We start from the raw sequence: 20,327 nt of genomic DNA, 5'->3' as shown, positions 1-20,327 counted from the left end.
ATCTTGACGAGGTCGCGGGGTCCCGTCAGGCTGGGGCCGCCGAACGAGGAGCAGCCACGTGACCACGCACGCGCCCGACCAGCCCCCGCCCGACGGGAGCGTCGCCGACCGGAGCACCGCCGACCGGTGGATCCTGCGCACGGAGAACACCACCTACGCCGTCACGCTCGAACCGGAGGGGCAGTGGGCCGAGCTGACCGCCTGGGGACCGCACGGCGTGGAGAGCGGCCCCTCGCCGCTCGACTGGTCGCGCCGTACGCACTTCGTCACTCCGGCCGACCTGGCGCCCGCCGAGTACATCCCCTACGGCCTGCGGCCGTTCACCGGCGCCGACCTGCTCGCCCAGCGCCCCGGCGAGGACCGCGGCGTGTGGTGGCGCTTCACCGGCGCCGGGCATGACCGGGACCGGGCGCTGCGGCTCGTCTTCGCCGACGTGACCCTGGGACTTGAGGCGACGCTCCACTACAAGAGCGTCCCCGGCACCGACGTGATCCTGCGCTGGACCGAGCTGGTCTGCACCGGGCCGGACGAACTGCGCCTGGAACGCTTCGACTCGGCCGCCGTGAACATCCCCGTGACGGCCGGCGCCCGGCTCACGTACCTCACCGGCCAGTGGGCCCAGGAGTTCCAGCGCACCCAGCTCGAACTGACCCGTGGCCGCTTCGAGATGGCCTCCACCCAGGCCGTGCCCGGCCACGCGTACGCCCCCTGGCTCGCCGTCCAGGACGCCGCGCACCCTGACGGGACCACCGGCGTCCCCACCTACGGTGTCGCCCTGGAGTGGCCGGGGAACTGGCACATCACCACCGACGCCGAGCCCGGCGGCGCGGTCCGCGTGCGTGCCGGACGGCTGCCCCACGAGGGCGCGGTACGGCTCGCCCCCGGCGCCTCCCTCACCACCCCGAAGCTCGCCTGCGCCTTCAGCGCGGACGGCCTCGACGGTCTCGCCAGGGTCTGGCACCGCTACGAGCGCGGGCTCACCGGCGAGCGGACGCGCCGTACCCGCAAGGTCCTCTACAACTCGTGGGAGGCCACCGGCTTCGACGTCGACGCCGACAGCCAGCTCGAACTGGCCAGGATCGCCGCCGACATGGGCGCCGAGCTCTTCGTCGTCGACGACGGCTGGTTCCCCGGACGTGCCGACGACACGGGCGGCCTCGGCGACTGGCGCCCCGACCCGGTGTCCTTCCCCGCCGGGTTCGACGACTTCGTCGGGCAGGTCCGGGCCCTCGGCATGGACTTCGGCCTCTGGGTGGAGCCCGAGTGCGTCAGCCCGCGCTCCGAGCTGTACGCCGAACACCCCGAGTGGGTCTACCGGGTGGAAGGCCGCCCCGCCCGCCTCGTCCGCAACCAGCTCCTGCTCGACCTCGGCCGCGAGGACGTCCAGGAGTTCGTCCTCGCCACCTTCGACCGGCTCCTCGGCGACCACGCGATCAGCTATCTCAAGTGGGACATGAACCGCCCGCCGACCGAACGCGGCCGGCCCGGCGGCGGACCCGCCGAGGAACTGGACCTCGACGCCGCCCACGTCGCCGGCTATCTGCGCGTCCTCGACCACCTCCGCGCCCGCCATCCGCACGTCACCGTCGAGGGCTGTTCGGCGGGCGGCGGCCGGATCGAGCACGCCACCCTCGCCCGTACGGACGTGGTGTGGCCCAGCGACAACACGGCGCCGCTCGACCGGCTCGCCATCCAGTACGGCTATCTGCACGCGCACGCGCCGCACACCATGAGTTCCTGGGTCACCGACTCGCCCGGCGTCTTCGACCCGCGCCCCCGCTCGCTCGCCTTCCGCTTCGTCAACGCGAGCGCCGGTGTCCTCGGGATCGGCGCGGACATCCGCACCTGGAGCGCGGAGCGGCGCGCCGAGGCCGCGCGCTGGGTCGCCCGTTACAAGGAGGTCAGGGAGGTCGTCCACCACGGCGAGGCGCGGCTGCTGAACACCCCCGCCGACGCCACCTGCGGCATCCAGTACGAGGAGCCCGGCGGCGGCCGGATCGTCGTCACCGCCCTCAGCACCGGACGGCTCGACGGGGCGCCCCTGGTCCCCGGCCGTCCGGCCAGGCTCCGGCTGCGCGGCGTGGACCCGACGGCCCGGTACACCGACGCCGCGTCGGGCGAGACGTACGGCGGGGCCCATCTGACGCACTACGGGCTGCCGTTCGCGTGGACCGCGGAGTACGACGCCGAACTCGTCGTGCTGGTAAGGCAGTAGCCGGCGGGCACCACCGGGGCGCGCGTACCCGAGGTCGTAACCTCGGCAGGACAGAGACCGTCGTCCTCGAAGGCCAAGGAGTCGTACCGTCCCATGCGCCCCACGAACGGAACCGCACGCTTCACCGACCGGGTCGCCGTGGTCACCGGCGCCGCCTCGGGCATCGGCGCCGCCACGGCCGGCCGCCTCGCCGCCGAGGGCGCCTCGGTCGTCCTCGCCGACACCGACGCGGAGCGCGGTGTGCCCACCGCCGCGCGGATCCGCGAGGAGGGCGGGCGGGCCGCGTTCGTGCTGGCCGACGTCGCCGAGGAGGACGGCTGGGACCGTGTCGTCACCGCCGCCCACACCTTCGGACCCGTGGACGTCCTGGTCAGCAACGCGTACACCGTGGAGGTCACGGCGGCGCACGAGATGACCCTCGCCTCCTGGGAACGGCAGCTCGCCGTCAACCTCACCGGCGGGTTCCTCGGCTTCAAGGCGGTCCTGCCCGACCTGCGCGCCCGGCACGGAGCCGTGGTGCTGACCTCGTCCGTCCACGCACACCGGGGCGTGCCCGGCCACCCCGCCTATGCCGCCTCCAAGGGCGCCCTGCTCTCCCTCTGCGCCCAACTCGCCGTGGAGTACGGTCCTGAGGTACGGGTCAACGCGGTCCTGCCGGGCCCGATCCTCACCGCGGCCTGGGACGGGGTCCCCGAGGAGGAGCGGGCGCGCAGCGCCGCCGGGACCGCGGCGGGCCGCTTCGGAACCCCCGAGGAGGTCGCCGCCGCGATCGCCTTCCTCGCCGCCCGGGAAGCCTCGTACATCACCGGATCGAGCCTGCTCGTGGACGGCGGGTGGAGCGTCGTGAAGGCATCCGCCTGAGGCTCGCCGCGCCGTCCACGCGAGCCGCCGAACCGCTACCCGCGCTGCCGCGCCGGACGCTGCGCGGGCACCGTACCCGTACTTCCACCCGCCCCCGTACCGCCGTCCGCCCACGCGGGCGCCGTTCCGGTGAGCTGGCAGACCATCAGGTAGAAGGGGATCGGCGGGGTGTACGGGGTGGGCGCCTGCGGCCAGTGGATCAGCTTGGGGTGGACGGCAGGCACGGTCGTACCCCTGATGTAACGCGCCGGGGACGGCCAGGTCAGATCGAGGTCGGAGCCCGCCGGGACGATCCACCACCACCAGTCGGTGTCCGCGAAGACGCAGCCCGTCCTCGGCAGCCGGCCCATCAGCCGGAAGCCGTGCTCCGCGGGCACGCCCACGGCGTCGCACCCCAGGGAGGCCGGCAGCGTGGCCGGCACGGGCAGCTCGACCCCGCGCGGGGTGGTGTCACGCAGGCCGCGGGCCAGTCGATGGAGCGCGTTCCTCAGCACGGCGGCTCCGTTCCGCGCGGTGCCTCCGTCGCGCGCGCGGGACGGGCGCCGTGCGGCAGCGGCCGGCCGGCGCCGTGCGGCGCGGAGCCCGCGTGCGGCAGTTCGGCCCAGACGACGCGCCCGGGACCGTAACCCGATGTGTCGTGGGCTCCCCAACCGCTGCACATCGAGTCGACGAGGAATAGCCCCCGACCGCCCTCGCCCTCCGCCTCCCCCTCGGCCGTGCGGTGGAGCTGGGGCCCGGTGGGGCCGTATCCCTGGTCCTCCACCGCTATCCGCAGGCGTCCCTCGTCCTCGCGTATCTCGCAGATGACGCGGCTGCCCGCGGCGTGCACGATCGCGTTGGTCACCAGCTCGGACACGACGAGGACCGCGGTGTCGCGGGTCTCCTCGTCGAGGTCCCAGAGGGCGAGGCGGGCCTGTATGAGCTGTCTGGCGCGTCCGACGGACTCCGCGTGGGCCGGCAACCGGAACCCGTAGCGGCGGACTGCGTTGCCAGGGCACAGGGCGGTGAGCTGGGGGGTGAGCGCGTTACCAGGTGCCACGACCGATTCCTAACGGTGGGGGAGCAGCGGATGCGTGCAAGACCTCTCCCATGGCAGAGCGCGACAACCGCGTGAACTGGTTCACCGGTCCACTGTCCACCCGCCGAGGACACTTGGCAAGTAGCACTCTGAAAAATTCAGAGTGGCATGTTCTTCGTCCGGGCGGCATGGCAGACTGCTGGTAACCGTGCGTGGGAAGGACCCGAAAGTGAGTGAACCGCGGTCGGCCCCGACCGTGGGCCAGGTCGTACTCGGCAGACGTCTGCAGGACCTGCGCGAGCGCCGCGGCCTGAGACGCGAGGAGGCCGCCAAGCTCCTGCGGGTGGCTCCGGCCACGATCCGCCGGATGGAGACGGCCGAGGTCGCGCTCAAGGTCCCTTACGTACAGTTACTGCTCAGGGCGTACGGAGTGCCCGAGGAGGAGGCGGAGGCCTTCGTCGAGCTGACGGAGGAGGCGAACAAGCCCGGCTGGTGGCAGCGGTTCCACGACATCCTGCCGGACTGGTTCAGCATGTACGTCTCCCTGGAGGGCGCGGCGTCCCTCCTACGGGCGTACGAACCCCATTTCGTTCCCGGGCTGCTCCAGACCGAGGAGTACGCGCGGGCCGTCATGCACGCGGGGGCCGTGGGGCAGGCTCAGCCGGAGGAGATCGAACGGCATGTGGCGCTCCGCATGGAACGCCAGTCGCTCCTGACACGTACCGACGCACCCAGATTCTGGGTGATCATGGACGAGACCGTGCTGCGCCGCCCCGTCGGGGAGGATCCGCAGGTCATGCGGGCACAGATCGACAGGCTTCTGGAAGCCTCCGAGATGACCAACGTGACCCTTCAGATCGCGGAGTTCTCCAGCGGACACCACCCGGGCACCTACGGGCCGTTCGTACTTTTCCGTTTTGCCGTGCCGGAGCTGCCTGACATGGTCTACAGCGAGTACCTGACGGGTGCCGTCTACCTCGACGCACGTCCCGAAGTGGCCACCCACCTCGAGGTCATGGACCGGATGGCGGCCCAGGCAGCAACTGCACAACGCACGAAGGAGATCCTCAAGGATGTCCGCAAGGAGCTGTGAATGGACCCCATATACAACGGCATGCCCGCCGGCGACCTCGGCAGCGAAGGCTGGCACAAGCCGTGGAGCGGCGGCAACGGCGGCAACTGCGTCGAGGCCATGAAGCTGGCCGACGGCCGGGTCGCCGTGCGTCAGTCCGCCGATCCCGGCGGGCCGGCGCTGATCTACACCACGAGTGAGATCGCCGCCTTCATCCAGGGCGCCAAGTCGGGACAGGCGGACTTCCTGCTCACGTGACCCGCCGCCGTACCGGGAAGGCCGGCGGCGGCACCCAAGCTGTCACTGAATCACGGGGAGCGCGGCGTCGCAGCACTTTCAGGTGCGCTGCGGCGCCGCGCTGTATTGAGGGGGGTCAGGCGCCCACCCTGCGCTTGTTCCAGACGTCGAAGCCCACCGCGGCCAGCAGCACGAGGCCCTTGATGACCTGCTGGTAGTCGGTGCCGATACCGACCAGCGACATCCCGTTGTTCAGGACGCCCAGCACCAGACCGCCGATGATCGCGCCGAAGACCGTGCCGACCCCGCCGCTCATCGACGCGCCGCCGATGAACGCGGCGGCGATGGCCTCCAGTTCGAAGTTGATGCCGGCCTGCGGCACCCCCGCGTTGAGCCGCGCCGCGTAGACGACACCGGCGAGCGCCGCCAGTACACCCATGTTGACGAAGACCAGGAAGGTGACGCGCTTGTCCTTGACGCCGGACAGCTTCGCCGCAGCCTGGTTGCCGCCGAGCGCGTACACATGGCGCCCGACGACCGCGTTGCGCATGACGTAGCCGAAGCCGATCAGCAGCGCCGCCAGCAGCAGCAGGACCACCGGCACACCCCGGTAGCTGGCCAGCGTCATGGTGAAGGCCAGCACCGCGGCCGCCAGCGCCACCAGCTTGACGACGAACAGGTTGAGGGGCAGGACCTCCAGGTCGTACGCCTGCTGCCGGCGCCGGTCCCGGAACTCCTGGAAGAGCGCGAACGCCAGCAGCGCCAGCCCCAGCAGCAGCGTCAGGTTGTGGTAGTTGGTGGAAGGGCCGACCTCCGGGAGATAGCCGGTGGAGATCTTCTGGAAGCCCTCGGGGAACGGTCCGAGCGAGCGCGACCCCAGGAAGATCTGCGTGGCGCCGCGGAAGATCAGCATGCCGGCGAGGGTGACGATGAACGACGGGATGCCGACGTACGCGATCCAGAACCCCTGCCAGGCCCCGGCGACCGCGCCGATCAGCAGCCCCAGGATCAGGGCGGGGACCCAGGGCATGTCGTGTTCGACCATCATCACCGCGCAGGCCGCGGAGACGAACGCCGCCAGCGAGCCGACCGACAGGTCGATGTGGCCCGCGATGATCACGATCATCATGCCGATGGCCAGGACCAGGATGTAGCTGTTCTGGAGGACCAGGTTGGTGACGTTGTTCGGCTTGAGGAGGACGCCGTCCGTCCATATCTGGAACAGGACGACGATCAGGCCGAGCGCGACGAGCATGCCGTACTGCCGCATGTTGCGGCGTGCGGCCTCCATGAGCAGCGCCCCCGTCGCGGAGCGCCCGGAGGGAGGCGTCGGTGGGGCGTCCTTCGGTGTGTCGCCTTTCGGCGTGTCGGTGGTGACCGGGCCCATGTCGACTACCTCGTGTTCTTGGTCATGTGGCGCATCAGTACTTCCTGGGTCGCTTCCGCCCGCGGGATCTCACCGGTGAGCCGGCCGGCCGCCATCGTGTAGATGCGGTCGCACATGCCGAGCAGCTCGGGGAGTTCGGAGGAGATGAAGACGACCGCCTTGCCCTCCGCGGCGAGCTGGTCGATGACGGTGTAGATCTCGTACTTCGCACCGACGTCGATGCCGCGGGTGGGCTCGTCGAGAATCAGCACATCGGGACCCGCGAAGATCCATTTGCTGAGCACGACTTTCTGCTGGTTGCCGCCGGAGAGCCGTCCGACCTGCTCGAACACCGTCGGCGTCTTGATGTTCATGCTCTTGCGGTACGACTCGGCGACCCGGCTCTCCTCGTGCTCGTCGACGATCCCGCGCCGGGCCACCTTGGACAGCGCGCCCAGGGTGATGTTCCGGCCGACGGTGTCGATGAGGTTGAGGCCGTACTGCTTGCGGTCCTCGGTGACGTACGCGATCCCGTGGCCGACGGCCTCGGGCACCGTCCTCGTCCGGATCTCCGTGCCGTCCTTGAGGACCGTCCCGCTGATGTTGCGGCCGTAACTGCGGCCGAACACGCTCATCGCCAGCTCGGTGCGCCCGGCGCCCATCAGCCCCGCGATACCGACGATCTCGCCCCGGCGGACCTCGACCGAGACCCCGTCCACGACCTTGCGCTGCTGGTCGATGGGGTGGTGCACGGTCCAGTCCCGGACCTCCAGGGCGGGCCGCGCCTCCGGATCGCCCTCGTACGGGGTGCGTTCGGGGAAGCGGTGGTCGAGATCGCGGCCGACCATGCCCCGGATGATCCGGTCCTCGGTGGTCGACTCCGCGCCCACGTCGAGCGTCTCGATGGTCCTGCCGTCCCGCAGGATGGTGACGGAGTCCGCCACCTCGGAGATCTCGTTCAGTTTGTGCGAGATGATGATCGAGGTGATGCCCTGATCCCTCAACTCCTTGATGAGCCGCAGGAGCTGGGCGCTGTCGCTGTCGTTGAGCGCGGCCGTCGGCTCGTCCAGGATCAGCAGCTTGACCCGCTTGGCGAGCGCCTTGGCGATCTCCACCAGCTGCTGCTTGCCCACGCCGATGTCGGAGACCCGGGTCTGCGGGTGCTCGTCCAGACCCACCCGCTTGAGCAGCTCGGCGGCGTGCCTGAGCGTGTCGTTCCAGCTGATGAAGCCCCGGCTGGCGTGCTCGTTGCCCAGGAAGATGTTCTCCGCGATCGACAGATAGGGGATGAGGGCGAGTTCCTGATGGATGATGACGATGCCCTGGGCCTCGCTGGCCCTGATGTCCTTGAAGGCGCAGGCGGAGCCCTCGAAGAGGATCTCCCCCTCGTAACTCCCGTGCGGGTGGACCCCGCTGAGCACCTTCATGAGCGTCGACTTGCCCGCGCCGTTCTCGCCGCAGATCGCGTGCACTTCGCCCGGGGCCACGGTCAGGGTGACATCGGAGAGCGCCTTGACCCCGGGGAAGGTCTTGATGATGGAACGCATCTCCAGGACGGGGGCCGCCGCACCGGCCGCCCCCGCCGTACCGACTGGAAGGGTCACTTCAGGTCCTCGGCCTTGAGGTAGCCGGAGTCCACCAGTTCCTTCTGGTAGTTGGACTTGTCGACGCCGACCGGCTCCAGCAGGAACGCCGGGACGACCTTGGACTTGTTGTCGTACGACTTCTCGTCGTTGACCTCGACCTTCTTGTCCTTCAGCATCGCGTCCGTCATCTGGGCGGCGGTCTTCGCCAGCAGGCGGATGTCCTTGTAGACCGTCATGGTCTGCTGGCCGGCGACGATCGACTTCACCGAGGCGACCTCGGCGTCCTGCCCGGTGACCAGCGGATACGGCTTCGCCTTCGTCCCGTAGCCGTCGGACCTGAGCGACGACAGGATGCCGATGGAGATTCCGTCGTACGGGGAGAGGACCGCGTCCACGTCCTGGGAGCCGTACGCCCTGGTGAGCAGGTCGTCCATCCGCCGCTGTGCCGTGCCGCCGTCCCAGCGCAGGGTGGTGACCTGATTCAGCTTGGTCTGTCCGCTGCGGACGACGAGCTGCTTGTCGTCGAGGAACGGCTTGAGGGTCTTCATCGCGCCGTTGAAGAAGTACTGGGTGTTGTTGTCGTCGGGGGAACCGGCGAACAGCTCGATGTTGAACGGGCCCTTCTTGCCGCCCTCCTTCAGGCCCAGCTTGTCGATCAGGTAGGTGGCCTGGAGGACGCCGACCTTCTCGTTGTCGAACGACGCGTAGTAGTCGACGTTCTTGGTGCCGAGGATCAGCCGGTCGTACGAGATGACCTTGATCTTCTGATCGGCGGCCTGCTGGAGCACATCGCTCAGGGCGCTGCCGTCGATGGCCGCGACGATCAGGACGTCCACGCCCTTGGTGATCATGTTCTCGATCTGTGCGACCTGTTGGGCGACATTGTCCTCGCCGTACTGGAGGTCGGTCTTGTAGCCGAGCTTCTTCAGTTCGGTGACGACGTTGTTGCCGTCCGCGATCCAGCGCTCGGACGACTTGGTCGGCATCGCGATGCCGACGGTGGAGCCCTTGCCGCCCTTGGTGTCGTCCTTGCTGCCGCCCTCACCGCTCTGCCCGCAGGCGGCGAGTGAGAGCACCAGGGAGAACGCGGTGACGGCGAGTGCGGCTCGGCGAGTTCGCATGGGTACATCAGTCCTTGTCGTCGGTCAGCGGAAAGCGGTTGAGCGGGCCCGGCAGCCGGGAGCCGAGCGGCGACATGCCGCCGTCGGCGCCGTGGCGGCCGAGCAGATCGAGGACGAGCCTGCCGCGCCGTACCCGTTCCCGGGCGCTGCTGAGGGCGGTCTCGCGGAGTTGGGCGCCGAAGGGGTAGATACCCGGGGACTTCGACAGGCCGAACTTGAGGTACAGCGGGGCGCCGCGCCGGATCAGCTCCGCCGCCTCGTACATCCGGACGTAGCCGCCGAGGTCGTCGGGGGCCTCGATGTAGAGGTCCATGGGGGCGCGGCTGACCCGGCGGATCTCGGTGAAGTGCGCGAGCGCGAGGTCCGAGGGGATGTTGACCGAGTCGGCCCCGAGACGCTCGAAGACCGCGTACGCCGCCGGGTTGACGGGCCCGATCAGCGCCGACACCTTGAACGTGGTGTCGGCGGGCAGCACGCCCCGCTCACGCAGCCCGTGAAGGGTCCACAGCACGCCCTCGTCGGCGACGAGCAGGCACTTCACCCCGAGTCCGGTGGCGCGCAGCGCGTCCTCGACACAGCCGGCCAGCGCGTCGTGGCCCCGGGCGCGCAGCCCCGCCCCGCCGGAGTCCGTACGGGTCGAGCCGCCGATGTCCCAGGTGCCGCGCGGCCCGGTGAACAGGCACAGTTCGATGGAGCGTGAGGCGCAGGCGTCGACCATCTCGGTGATCTCGGCGTCGGTGAGCATCCACACGCCACTGCCCTGGCTGACGCGGTGGACGGGCACATCGAGCCGGTCGGACTCCTTGAGGACCTCGGCCAGGCTCTCGGGGCCTTCGACGGAGGGGATCTCGGTCCGCCACAGCCCCCCGTCGGGGAAGGCGTGCGCGGAGGCGTCCGCGGGGCTGAGGGCGGGCGCGGCCAGGCCGAGCGTGGCGAGCGCCTGCTCGCCTGGACGGCGGGGGGCGGGGGCTGATGCTTCGGTCACGGACGAGTCCTTCGGTTCGGTCCTACGCGTCGGTCGTGCGCGTCGGGCGTGTGCGGTGTGCTCGGTGGTACGAGGGGTGGGCACGGGCCGGTGGTGCGGCGGTGCCCCGCGAGTGGTGCCGAACGCCCGGTCATGGCCGCAGCAGCACCTTCCCGGTACCCGGATCGCCCCCGCCGACCAGCGCCACGGCCTCGCCGAAACGCTCCAGCGGGAACTCGTGGGTGATCAGCGGCCCCGGGTCGAGCACCCCGGAGGTGAAGGCCCGTACGGCGAAGGCCCAGGCGGCGGACGGCGCCCCGAAGACGCCGTGCACGGTGAGTTGACCGAGCGTCAGCAGGGCCGGGTCGATCCCGGTCGCGCCGGGCGCGAACATCCCGGTGAGCACCACCCGGCCGCCGCGCCGCGCCAGCAGACAGGCCGCGGCGGCGGTGCTCGGCGCCCCGGCGGTCTCCACGACGAGGTCGTAACGCCCGTGCGCCTCCTTGGCCTCCTCCGGCGTGCCGGAGTCCGCCGCCCCGAACTGCCTTGCGGCAGCCCCGCGTTCGGCCCGGGGATCGATGACCGTCAGCTCGGCGGGGGAGGTGGCGGCCAGCAGCTGGACGGCGAGCAGCCCCAGCGTTCCCGCCCCGACCACGGCGATCCGCTCGCCCGGCTCGGGACGGCAGGTCCGCACCGCCGCCGCCACCACCGCGGCCGGCTCCAGCAGGGCGGCGGCCCGCAGGTTGGCATCGTTGTCAAGGAGGTGCAACAGGCGGGCCGGAACGACGACATGGTCGGCGAACGCGCCCGGCACGGTGAAGCCCGTCTCCTCGTACCCACCGGTGCACAGCGAGGTCTCGCCCGTGCGGCAGCGCGCACAGGTCCCGCAGGCGCGGAACCCCTCGGCGACGGTCCTGCGCCCAGCCAACTCCGGTGCCACACCGGGGCCGACCGCCTCGACGGTTCCCGACCACTCGTGCCCCGGCGTCACCGGGTAGCGCACGTAGGCCGGGTCGCGGTGGCCGTCGTACACCTCCCGGTCGCTCATGCAGATACCGGCCGCCGCCACGCGTACCCGTACCTCGCCGGGTCCTGGTACGGGCACCGGGCCGGTCACCAGGCGGTGGGCACCGGGGCGGTCGACGACGACCGATCTGCCGGTCGCCGCCGGCCCGGCGGACGTGTCTCGGCCCGCCGGGGACCGGTCGTTCATCGGGGCTCCTTCGGGTCGCGCTTCTCCCAGCCCTCGGCCCAGAGGTCGAACCGCGCCTGCTGCTGCGGGAATTCGGCCGCCGCGTCGACGTCGAACTCTACGCCCAGACCCGGCGCGTGCGAGATCTCGAAGCAGCCCGTCTCCGGGTCGACCTGCGGGGCGCCCTTCACGACCTTCTTGATCTCCGCGTCGGCGAAGTCGTTGAAGTGCTCAAGGATCTTGAAGTTCGGGGTGCAGGCGGCCACTTGAAGGCTCGCGGCGGTCAGCACCGAGCCGCCGACGTTGTGCGGCGCGATCAGCGTGTAGTGCGTCTCCGCGGTCGCCGCCAGCTTCCGCGTCTCCAGGATGCCACCGATGTGACCGACGTCCGGCTGGATGATGTCGGCGGCCTGCGACTCGAAGAGCTCCCTGAACTCGATCCGGTCGTGGATGCGTTCACCGGTCGCGATCGGCAGGTCGACCTTCTCGGCGACCTTGCTCAGCGCCTTCAGGTTCTCCGGCGGCACCGGCTCCTCCAGCCAGGCCGGGGCGTACGGCGCCAGTTCGCGCGCCAGCCGTACGGCCGTCGAGGGGCTGAACCGGCCGTGCATCTCCAGCATCAGCTCGGACTCGGGCCCGATCGCGTCCCGTACGGCCTCGATCAGCGCCACGGCCTCGTTGCTCGCCGCCCGGTCCAGCTCGAAGTGGCCGGTGCCGAACGGGTCGATCTTCAGGGCCCGGTAGCCGCGCGCGATCACGGCCTGGGCCGCCTTGTGGTAGGCGTCCGGGGTGCGCTCGGTGGTGTACCAGCCGTTGGCGTACGCCTTGACCCGGTCGGTGACCTTCCCGCCGAGGAGCTGCCACACCGGCACGCCCAGCGCCTTGCCCTTGATGTCCCAGCAGGCCATCTCGACGACCGCGATGCCCGACATCACGATCTCACCGGCGCGTCCGTAGTCGCCGTACTTCATCCGGCGTACGAGATCCTCTACCGCGAAGGGATCCGATCCACGAAGATGGTTGGCCTCGGCCTCACGCAGATAGCCGATGAGGGCGTCCGTCCTGCCGAGCATTCTCGTCTCGCCGACGCCGGTGAGACCTTCGTCGGTATGGACGAGGACGTAGGTGAGGTTACGCCACGGCGTACCGACGACGTGCGTGCTGATTCCCGTGATGCGCAAGACAGGTCCCCAGGGTGTGTTCGGTATTTCGTCACACGTTCGAAATCGTGGCGTGACGGTATTCAGACCCTCCGAGGGGTGTCAATGGGTAGCGCGGCGGTTAGCCTGTGTTCGTCATTCCGGCCGCTGGCCGAAGTACCGAACGAGACGGATGGGTGGTCGGCCATGGGACGGCTCGTTCCCGCGGTGACGCGGGCCCTGGACATTCTCGAACTGTTCCTGGAGGGCGACGGGACGCTCTCCGCGCCCGATGTCATCCGCAAACTCCAACTGCCGCGCACCACCGTGCACGAGCTGATCACCACACTCGCCGCCCGCTCCTACCTGGCACCCGTCCCAGGACAGCCCGGCCGCTACCGGCTCGGCGTGCGCTCCTACCAGCTCGGCAGCCGGTACGCGGAGCAGCTCGACCTCGCGGCCGAGGGGCGGCAGGTCGCCCGCGAGGTCGCCGAGACCTGCGACGAGACCGTCCACGTGGCGATCCTGGAGGAGACCGACGTCATCTACATCGCGAAGGTGGACTCCACGCACGCGGTCCGGATGGTCTCTGCCGCCGGGCGCAGACTGCCCGCGCACTGCACCTCGGTCGGCAAGATGCTGCTCGCCTCGCTCTCCGAGAGCGAGCTGGCGGCCCGTATCGACGGCCACGCGTTCATCGCGATGACCCCGGACAGCATCACCGATCCCGAGGCGCTGCACGCGGAGCTGGCGGGCATCAGGGAGCGGGGTGTCGCCGTCGAACACCGCGAGTCGAACCCGGACGTGAGCTGCGTGGCCGCGCCGGTACGGGACCGGGCGGGCCGGGTCGTCGCGGCCCTGTCCATCTCCGTACCGATGATCCGCTGGAGCGACGAGCGCGAGGAGGAGCTCTCACAGCTCGCGGTGAAGGGCGCGGGCGCGCTCTCCGTACGCCTCGGACACCGGGGCCGGCCCTGACGGCGGAGCACGACAGGTGAGCGCGGGGCGCAGCCGGGCGAGGCGGTGAGGTGGGAGGGCCGGAAGCGGGCGCGGGCGGAGTGCGCGGGAAGTCCCCTATTGTCACAACAATCTGACGTCGGAGGTGCCTGTCACCCTTACGGCGGATATTCTCGCCCCGTGAACACCCCTGATCCCACGGCCCTCAAACTCTCGGTGAACCGGTCGAGTCCGGTGCCGCTCTACTACCAGCTCGCCCAGCAGCTGGAGAGCGCCATCGAGCACGGCAGGCTCTCCCCGGGCAGCCTGCTCGGCAATGAGATCGAGCTGGCCGGACGGCTCGGGCTCTCCCGCCCCACCGTCCGGCACGCCATCCAGACCCTGGTCGACAAGGGTCTGCTGGTCCGCCGCCGGGGCATCGGGACGCAGGTCGTGCACAGCCAGGTCAAGCGCCCGCTGGAGCTGAGCAGCCTCTACGACGACCTGAGGGCGGCCGGCCAGAGCCCCACCACGCGCGTCCTGCGCAACGCGACGGAGCCCGCCTCCGCCGAGGTCGCCGCCGCGCTCGGGGTCGCCGAGGACAGCGAGGTCGTCGTCCTGGAGCGGCTGCGGCTGAGCCACGCCGAGCCGATGGCGTACCTGCGTAACTTCCTGCCTCCGGGGCTGGTACGCCTGGACACCGAGGAGTTGGAGGAGACCGGCCTCTACCGTCTGATGCGGGCCGTCGGGATCACCCTGCACAGCGCCCGGCAGACGGTCGGCGCGCGCAACGCCACCGCGCCGGAGGGTGAGAGCCTGGACGAGGCCGAGGGCGCCGCACTGCTGACGATGCAGCGCACGACGTACGACGACACGGGCCGCGCCGTCGAGTACGGCACCCACATCTACCGGGCCTCGCGGTACGCCTTCGAGTTCCAGCTCCTCGTCCAGTCCTGACCGTCCGGTGGGCCGTATCCGTCCCGGGTGCGGTCCCGCACGGTCGGGGGCGACGGCCCTCCGTCAGCCGGCCGGCAGCGCCGCCACGGCCGCGAGCAGCGTGTCGGCGGCGGCCTGGAGCCCTTCGAGCCGGCCCAGTTCCAGATCCTCGTGCTCGATGTTGACGGCCATGTCCGGGTCGATCCGGCGCAGCGCGGCCAGGAACTCCGTCCAGTACGCGGTGGAGTGGCCCCGTCCGACCGCGACGAACTGCCACGGGGCGTCCGCGGGGAACTCGTTGAGCAGATAGCGCCCGCCGAGACCGATGAGGCCCACCCTGCCCGGCGCCTCCGGAGTGGGCGTACGGAACCGGTCGTCGAGGACCCCGTGCAGCTTGACGTGGTCCTCGTTGATCCGTACGTCCTTGGCCGCCGCGTGGAAGACCCGGTCGCCCAGGTACGCGATGGCGACCAGCGGCTCCATGCCCTGCCAGAAGAGGTGGCTCGGGTCCATCTCGGCGCCGATGTGGGTGGATCCCACCCGCTCGATCAGCCGCATCAGGGTGACGGGGTTGTAGACGAGGTTGTGCGGGTGCATCTCGATGGCCACCCGCACGTCCGCGCGCCGGGCCAGCTCCTCGATCTCCTTCCAGAACGGGACGGCCACCTCGTTCCACTGGTAGTCGAGGACCTCCGTGGCCCCGCTGTGCCACGGCTCCACCGTCCAGGCGGGGGTGAGCCCGCCCGGGTGCGCCTGGGGCTGGCCGGACATGGTGATCACGTGGCGTACGCCCAGCAGCCCGGCCAGCTCGATCGCGGTGCGCAGATCGCGGGCGTGCTTGGTGCCGACCTCCGGGTCGGGGTGCAGGGGGTTGCCGTTGACGTTCAGCGCGGTCAGCTCCACGCCCGCCGCGTCGAGCCGCGCCAGGAACTCCTTACGGGCCCGCTTACTGGCGAGCAGGGCGTCGACGGGGACGTGAGGGGCGGGAAGGAAGCCGCCGGCGTTCAACTCGACGGCGGTCAGACCCAGTTCGCGGACCACTTCAAGGACCTCGTCGAGGGTCCTGTCGTGCAGGCAGGCGGTGTAGGCGCCGAGTTTCATGGGGCGTTCTCCGTATCGGTGGAAGGCTCGAAGAGGGGTTCGCTCGACACTGGATCGATCCAGTAGCGACTATGTGGCGGCCCGCCGCCCGCTGTCAAGAAGTCGCGGCGCGCGGTTCCCGTTCCGGAGCGTCCCGGTCCCGGCTCAGCCGGCCGTACGGGGGCGCGCGGTGCTCGCCCGTACCACCAGGTGCGGGCTGATCACCACGTCCCGGGGCTTGCCGCGTCCGCCGTCCAGCCGCTCCACCGCCGCCTGGACGGCGAGTTCGGCCATGCGCTCGGCGTCCTGGGAGAGCGTGGTGAGGCTGATGTGGGCCAGGCGTGCCAGCGAACTGTCGTCGCAGCCGACGACGGAGACATCGGCCGGCACCCGTACCCCGGCCCGCAGGAAGGCGTCGAGGAGACCGGTGGCGCAGCGGTCGTTGTAGGCGATCACGGCGGTGGGCAGGGTGCCCCCGGCCAGCAGCGTACGGGCCGCTTCGGCGCCGGAGGTCTCGTTGTGGTCGCCGGGGATCACCCGGATCTCCTCGGCCAGCCCGCGCCGCCGCATGGCCTGGCGGTAGCCCCTGCGCCGCTCGACCGCCATCGACGCCCGGCCGCCGTCGATATGGACGATGGCGCGGTGCCCGAGGCCGACGAGGTGGTCGACGGACTGGCGCGCGCCGTCCATCTCCGCGATGTGCACGGAGTCGACGGTCTCCGCCGTGGCGCCACGGCCGATCGTGACCACCGGGATCCGCCGGCCGAGCTCCGACAGCTCCTCAGCGGTGGTCTCGGGGCCGAGCAGGATCAGCGCCTCGCTGCGGTAGGCGATCAGCCGCTCGACGGCCTTGCGTTCGTCGCGGGTGGGGGCCAGGGCGCTCAGTGAGACCTCGTAACCGGTCTCCTCGGCCGACGCGTAGATCCCGTCCACGAGGTCGGCGTGGAAGGCGTTGCGGGTGTCGAGCACGACGCCGAGCAGCCGGCTGCGGCTGCTGCGGAGCAGGCGCGCGGTGGGGTCGAGACGGTAGCCGATCTCGTCCGCGGCCCGCAGCACCTTGTCCCGGGTCCCGGGGCTGGCGCCCGGCTCGCCGCGGAAGACCAGGGAGACCAGCGACCGTGACACTCCCGCCCGCGCCGCCACGTCCCGCATCGTGGCGCGCCTGCCCCGGCCGCCCCCGGTCCGCTCCACGCGGCCTCCCGCCTCTGTCGTCACCCGGCTCTTGACACTGATGGTGACACAACCCCATGGTCGGGATCTGGATCGATCCACCTGCCAAGCAACCCGCTCCGGGGCCGACAGGGCCTGTCGAGGGGTGACGTCACCGTGGCCTTCCCGCACCTCGGTGCACCTCGACGTTATCGTGCCGTTACGTCCGGATGAAGTGTTGTCCTGACAAACCATTGACACCGGGCCCCCGCTGGAGTTTGCTCCAGTCCAGTCAACGGCGACGTTTCCGGCCCTGGCCGAAAACACCGAACGGGCCTCTGTGCCGTATCCCTCCGCCGCGGTCCGGTGGGCTCGTGCCCTCCTCTCCGCCCACTCACTCCGTGAGGTGCAGGACGATGAATCGCACTATCCGTTCCCGACGCTCCCGCAGAACCGTCGCCGCGGCGGCCGTCGGTATGACGGCGGTCCTCCTGGCCGCGGGCTGTTCCAGCGGGTCCGGTGGCAAGAAGGCCCAGGAGGACCAGAACACCGCCACGTCGGGCAAGGCGACCACCGCCCGTATGAAGATCGCCATGGTCACCCACGCACCGCCCGGCGACACCTTCTGGGACATCGTCCGCAAGGGCGCCCAGGCCGCGGCGGCCAAGGACAACGTCGAACTCGTCTACTCCAGCGACGAGAAGGCCGCCGACCAGGCCAACCTGATCCAGAACGCCATCGACCAGAAGGTCGACGGGATCGCGGTCACCGCGGCCAAGCCCGAGGCGATGAAGGAGGTGCTCGCCAAGGCGGAGCGGGCCGGTATCCCCGTCGTCGGCTTCAACGCCGGTCTCGACGACTGGAAGGAGCTCGGGCTCCGGTCGTACTTCGGGCAGGACGAGCGCGTCGCGGGCGAGGCGTTCGGCAACCGCCTCAACGAGGTGGGCGCCAAGCATGACATCTGTGTCATCCAGGACCAGGGGCATGTCGCCCTGGAGGCCCGCTGCGCGGGTGTGAAGAAGACGTTCAAGGGCAAGACCGAGACCCTCTACGTCAACGGAAAGGACATGCCGTCGGTGAAGTCGACCATCGAGGCCAAGCTCCAGCAGGACAGGTCGATCGACTACGTCGTCACCCTCGGCGCCCCGTTCGCGCTCACCGCGGTCCAGTCCGCGAAGGACGCCGGCGGCAAGGCGAAGGTGGCCACGTTCGACCTGAACAAGGAACTGGTCGGCGCACTCAAGGACGGTGACGTGGCCTTCGCGGTCGACCAACAGCCCTATCTCCAGGGCTATCTGGCGGTCGACGGCCTCTGGCTGTACAAGAACAACGGCAACTTCAGCGGAGGCGGCGCCGAACCGGTCCTGACCGGACCCGCGTTCGTGGACGAGACGAACATCGACAGGATCGCGGAGTTCGCCGAGAAGGGAACCCGGTGATGAGTGTGGAGTCCGCGGTGGGCCCGGCGGCGGATCCGGCCCCGGCGGCGACGCCGGGACCGCCCCCACCGCCGGGCGGTGGGCAGGACGGCCGCACGGCCCGGCGCTCGCCGGTGCACCGGCTGCTGGGCCGGCCCGAGATCGGCGCGCTGATCGGCGCCGTCGTCGTCTACGTCTTCTTCTTCTCCGTCGCGCCGACCTTCCGGCAGTTCGACTCGCTGAACACCGTGCTCTACCAGGCGTCGACCATCGGGATCATGGCGCTGGCCGTGGCGCTGCTGATGATCGGCGGGGAGTTCGACCTGTCGGCCGGTGTCGCCGTGGTCACCTCCGCGCTCACCGCCTCCATGTTCGCCTTCCAGCTCTCCATGAACGTCTGGGTCGGCGTGGTCTTCGCGCTGGTGGTCTCCCTCGCCGTCGGGGCGTTCAACGGATTCCTGCTCGTCAGGACCGGTCTGCCCAGCTTCCTGGTCACCCTCGGTACGTTCCTGATGCTCCAGGGCGCCAACCTCGCGGTCACCAAGCTGATCACCGGCAATGTCGCCACCGACTCCATCCGCGACATGGACGGCTTCGACCAGGCGCGCAAGGTCTTCTCCTCCGAGATAGCCGTCGGCGGGACCGATGTCCGGATCACCGTGGTGTGGTGGGTGGTCTTCGGTGTTCTGGCCACCTGGGTGCTGCTGCGGACCAAGTACGGCAACTGGATCTTCGCGGTCGGCGGCAATCAGGACAGCGCGCGCGCCGTCGGTGTCCCGGTGACCTTCACCAAGATCACCCTCTTCATGATCGTCGGTTTCGCGGCCTGGTTCGTCGGTATGCACCAGCTCTTCGCGTTCAACACCGTCCAGTCGGGCGAGGGCATCGGCAACGAACTCCTCTACATCGCCGCCGCGGTGATCGGCGGCTGCGTACTGACCGGCGGTTACGGCTCGGCCTTCGGCCCGATGGTCGGCGCGTTCATGTTCGGCATGGTCACCCAGGGCATCGTCTACGCCAACTGGAACCCCGACTGGTTCACCTTCTTCCTCGGCGCGATGCTGCTCGTCGCCGTCCTCCTCAATCTGTGGGTACGCAAGCAGGCGACCCGGAGGTGAACCCCATGGCAACCACCACGACAGCCCAGGGCGAGAGCACCGGCCGCGGCGGCGACGAGCCGATCGTCGAACTGCGCGGTGTCGGCAAGAGTTACGGGAACGTCCGCGCCCTGCACGGCGTCGACCTGACCGTCAGGCCCGGCCGGGTGACCTGCGTACTCGGCGACAACGGCGCCGGCAAGTCCACCCTGATCAAGGTCATATCAGGGCTCCACCAGCACACCGAGGGTGAATTCCGCATCGACGGCGAGCCGGTCCGGCTGACCACCCCGCGTGAGGCCCTGGGCCACGGCATCGCCACCGTCTACCAGGACCTCGCCACCGTACCGATGATGCCGGTGTGGCGGAACTTCTTCCTCGGCTCCGAGCTGACCCGGGGCCGCTGGCCGGCCAGGATGCTCGACATCCCGAGGATGAAGAGCGTCACCGACCGGGAGCTGCGCAACATGGGCATCGTGCTCGACGATCTCGACCAGCCCGTCGGCTCGCTCTCCGGCGGCCAGCGGCAGTCCGTGGCCATCGCCCGCGCCGTCCACTTCGGCGCCCGGGTGCTGATCCTGGACGAGCCGACCGCCGCGCTCGGCGTCAAGCAGTCCGGGGTCGTACTCAAATACATCGCCGCCGCCCGGGAACGCGGTCTGGGCGTCATCTTCATCACCCACAACCCGCACCACGCCTACATGGTCGGCGACCACTTCACGGTGCTGCGGCTCGGCACCCTCGAACTCAGCTCCGCGCGCAGCGAGGTCAGCCTGGAGGCACTCACCAACCACATGGCGGGCGGCGCCGAACTCGCCGCGCTCAAGCACGAGTTGGCGCAGGTGTCCGGGGTGGACGTGGAAGGGCTGCCGGAAGCCGCCGGAGCGGATGACGGCACGCGGTGACACGACGGACCGCACGCGGGACGCCCGGGGCGGCC

The 20,327-nt window shown here is 70.3% G+C and carries 19 protein-coding genes; 9 read left to right on the top strand and 10 right to left on the bottom strand.

The annotated features are described in order from the left end of the window. Positions 1-130: 130 nt before the first annotated feature. Both ACFXPL_RS13430 and ACFXPL_RS13425 read left to right on the top strand, forming a co-directional pair. Positions 131-2,215 (top strand): alpha-galactosidase, encoded by a 2,085-nt coding sequence (locus ACFXPL_RS13430; protein ID WP_384917346.1) that lies wholly within the window; start codon positions 131-133, stop codon positions 2,213-2,215. Positions 2,216-2,308: 93 nt separating this feature from the next. After that, a complete protein-coding gene (locus ACFXPL_RS13425) occupies positions 2,309-3,076 on the top strand; it encodes an SDR family NAD(P)-dependent oxidoreductase (protein WP_384917298.1) in 768 nt (255 codons plus the stop codon). A 35-nt stretch (positions 3,077-3,111) separates the two neighbouring features. Here ACFXPL_RS13425 and ACFXPL_RS13420 read toward each other — a convergent pair whose 3' ends face one another. Continuing rightward, positions 3,112-3,570: a hypothetical protein gene (locus tag ACFXPL_RS13420; protein ID WP_384917296.1), complete on the bottom strand. Its 459-nt coding sequence runs from the start codon at positions 3,568-3,570 to the stop codon at positions 3,112-3,114. Continuing rightward, positions 3,564-4,115, bottom strand: coding sequence for an ATP-binding protein (locus ACFXPL_RS13415; RefSeq protein ID WP_384917293.1), 552 nt, complete (start codon positions 4,113-4,115; stop codon positions 3,564-3,566). The genes ACFXPL_RS13420 and ACFXPL_RS13415 overlap by 7 nt, the downstream gene beginning before the upstream one ends. A gap of 208 nt (positions 4,116-4,323) precedes the next feature. Between ACFXPL_RS13415 and ACFXPL_RS13410 the strand changes: the two genes are divergently transcribed. Both ACFXPL_RS13410 and ACFXPL_RS13405 read left to right on the top strand, forming a co-directional pair. Next, on the top strand, positions 4,324-5,187 hold the full coding sequence (locus ACFXPL_RS13410) for a helix-turn-helix domain-containing protein (RefSeq protein ID WP_384917290.1): 864 nt from the start codon (positions 4,324-4,326) through the stop codon (positions 5,185-5,187). After that, a complete protein-coding gene (locus ACFXPL_RS13405; RefSeq protein ID WP_384917287.1) occupies positions 5,188-5,424 on the top strand; it encodes a DUF397 domain-containing protein in 237 nt (78 codons plus the stop codon). 115 nt (positions 5,425-5,539) lie between these two features. Here ACFXPL_RS13405 and mmsB read toward each other — a convergent pair whose 3' ends face one another. From mmsB to ACFXPL_RS13375, 6 genes are all read right to left on the bottom strand, one after another. Further along, positions 5,540-6,790, bottom strand: coding sequence for a multiple monosaccharide ABC transporter permease (gene mmsB / locus ACFXPL_RS13400; RefSeq protein WP_384917284.1), 1,251 nt, complete (start codon positions 6,788-6,790; stop codon positions 5,540-5,542). A gap of 5 nt (positions 6,791-6,795) precedes the next feature. Then, on the bottom strand, positions 6,796-8,316 hold the full coding sequence (gene mmsA / locus ACFXPL_RS13395) for a multiple monosaccharide ABC transporter ATP-binding protein (protein WP_384917343.1): 1,521 nt from the start codon (positions 8,314-8,316) through the stop codon (positions 6,796-6,798). Positions 8,317-8,369: 53 nt separating this feature from the next. Continuing rightward, positions 8,370-9,476: a multiple monosaccharide ABC transporter substrate-binding protein gene (gene chvE, locus ACFXPL_RS13390; protein WP_384917281.1), complete on the bottom strand. Its 1,107-nt coding sequence runs from the start codon at positions 9,474-9,476 to the stop codon at positions 8,370-8,372. Between the two features lie 7 nt (positions 9,477-9,483). Continuing rightward, entirely contained in the window at positions 9,484-10,461 is a 978-nt protein-coding gene (locus tag ACFXPL_RS13385; RefSeq protein WP_384917278.1) for a hypothetical protein, read from the bottom strand. 130 nt (positions 10,462-10,591) lie between these two features. Next, a complete protein-coding gene (locus ACFXPL_RS13380; RefSeq protein ID WP_384917275.1) occupies positions 10,592-11,653 on the bottom strand; it encodes a zinc-binding dehydrogenase in 1,062 nt (353 codons plus the stop codon). Then, positions 11,650-12,813: a mandelate racemase/muconate lactonizing enzyme family protein gene (locus ACFXPL_RS13375; protein ID WP_384917272.1), complete on the bottom strand. Its 1,164-nt coding sequence runs from the start codon at positions 12,811-12,813 to the stop codon at positions 11,650-11,652. The genes ACFXPL_RS13380 and ACFXPL_RS13375 overlap by 4 nt, the downstream gene beginning before the upstream one ends. Before the next feature lie 165 nt (positions 12,814-12,978). Between ACFXPL_RS13375 and ACFXPL_RS13370 the strand changes: the two genes are divergently transcribed. Both ACFXPL_RS13370 and ACFXPL_RS13365 read left to right on the top strand, forming a co-directional pair. Beyond that, entirely contained in the window at positions 12,979-13,749 is a 771-nt protein-coding gene (locus ACFXPL_RS13370; RefSeq protein WP_384917269.1) for an IclR family transcriptional regulator, read from the top strand. A 159-nt stretch (positions 13,750-13,908) separates the two neighbouring features. Next, on the top strand, positions 13,909-14,664 hold the full coding sequence (locus ACFXPL_RS13365; protein ID WP_384917267.1) for a GntR family transcriptional regulator: 756 nt from the start codon (positions 13,909-13,911) through the stop codon (positions 14,662-14,664). A gap of 63 nt (positions 14,665-14,727) precedes the next feature. Here ACFXPL_RS13365 and ACFXPL_RS13360 read toward each other — a convergent pair whose 3' ends face one another. Then, positions 14,728-15,744, bottom strand: a complete 1,017-nt coding sequence (locus tag ACFXPL_RS13360; RefSeq protein WP_384917264.1) for a sugar phosphate isomerase/epimerase family protein — start codon at positions 15,742-15,744, stop codon at positions 14,728-14,730. Positions 15,745-15,888: 144 nt separating this feature from the next. Continuing rightward, positions 15,889-16,914 carry a LacI family DNA-binding transcriptional regulator gene (locus tag ACFXPL_RS13355; protein ID WP_384917261.1) on the bottom strand — a complete coding sequence of 342 codons (1,026 nt, stop codon included), beginning with the start codon at positions 16,912-16,914 and terminating at the stop codon, positions 15,889-15,891. A 374-nt stretch (positions 16,915-17,288) separates the two neighbouring features. Here ACFXPL_RS13355 and ACFXPL_RS13350 point away from each other — a divergent pair, with 374 nt between their 5' ends. From ACFXPL_RS13350 to ACFXPL_RS13340, 3 genes are read left to right on the top strand one after another with little or no spacing between them, the layout of a single operon-like run. Beyond that, positions 17,289-18,311, top strand: a complete 1,023-nt coding sequence (locus tag ACFXPL_RS13350) for a sugar ABC transporter substrate-binding protein (protein ID WP_384917258.1) — start codon at positions 17,289-17,291, stop codon at positions 18,309-18,311. Further along, the gene (locus ACFXPL_RS13345) at positions 18,311-19,408 is read left to right on the top strand and encodes an ABC transporter permease (protein WP_384917255.1); all 1,098 of its coding nucleotides are present in this window, start codon (positions 18,311-18,313) and stop codon (positions 19,406-19,408) included. Before ACFXPL_RS13350 ends, ACFXPL_RS13345 begins: the two co-directional genes overlap by 1 nt. Before the next feature lie 5 nt (positions 19,409-19,413). Then, a complete protein-coding gene (locus ACFXPL_RS13340) occupies positions 19,414-20,292 on the top strand; it encodes an ATP-binding cassette domain-containing protein (RefSeq protein WP_384917252.1) in 879 nt (292 codons plus the stop codon). Positions 20,293-20,327 lie beyond the last annotated feature (35 nt).

The sequence above is a fragment of the Streptomyces sp. NPDC059092 genome, assembly GCF_042756365.1.
GTDB lineage: Bacteria > Actinomycetota > Actinomycetes > Streptomycetales > Streptomycetaceae > Streptomyces.
This window is presented reverse-complemented; position numbering and strand designations above follow the sequence as displayed.

Excerpts from the sequence above, each read along its gene's own strand:
- ACFXPL_RS13425 (WP_384917298.1), top strand. The coding sequence starts at position 2,309 with ATGCGCCCCACGAACGGAACCGCACGCTTCACCGACCGGGTCGCCGTG.
- ACFXPL_RS13405 (WP_384917287.1), top strand. The coding sequence starts at position 5,188 with ATGGACCCCATATACAACGGCATGCCCGCCGGCGACCTCGGCAGCGAA.
- mmsB (WP_384917284.1), bottom strand. The coding sequence starts at position 6,790 with ATGGGCCCGGTCACCACCGACACGCCGAAAGGCGACACACCGAAGGAC.
- mmsA (WP_384917343.1), bottom strand. The coding sequence starts at position 8,316 with ATGCGTTCCATCATCAAGACCTTCCCCGGGGTCAAGGCGCTCTCCGAT.
- chvE (WP_384917281.1), bottom strand. The coding sequence starts at position 9,476 with ATGCGAACTCGCCGAGCCGCACTCGCCGTCACCGCGTTCTCCCTGGTG.
- ACFXPL_RS13380 (WP_384917275.1), bottom strand. The coding sequence starts at position 11,653 with ATGAACGACCGGTCCCCGGCGGGCCGAGACACGTCCGCCGGGCCGGCG.
- ACFXPL_RS13370 (WP_384917269.1), top strand. The coding sequence starts at position 12,979 with ATGGGACGGCTCGTTCCCGCGGTGACGCGGGCCCTGGACATTCTCGAA.
- ACFXPL_RS13360 (WP_384917264.1), bottom strand. The coding sequence starts at position 15,744 with ATGAAACTCGGCGCCTACACCGCCTGCCTGCACGACAGGACCCTCGAC.
- ACFXPL_RS13350 (WP_384917258.1), top strand. The coding sequence starts at position 17,289 with ATGAATCGCACTATCCGTTCCCGACGCTCCCGCAGAACCGTCGCCGCG.
- ACFXPL_RS13345 (WP_384917255.1), top strand. The coding sequence starts at position 18,311 with ATGAGTGTGGAGTCCGCGGTGGGCCCGGCGGCGGATCCGGCCCCGGCG.
- ACFXPL_RS13340 (WP_384917252.1), top strand. The coding sequence starts at position 19,414 with ATGGCAACCACCACGACAGCCCAGGGCGAGAGCACCGGCCGCGGCGGC.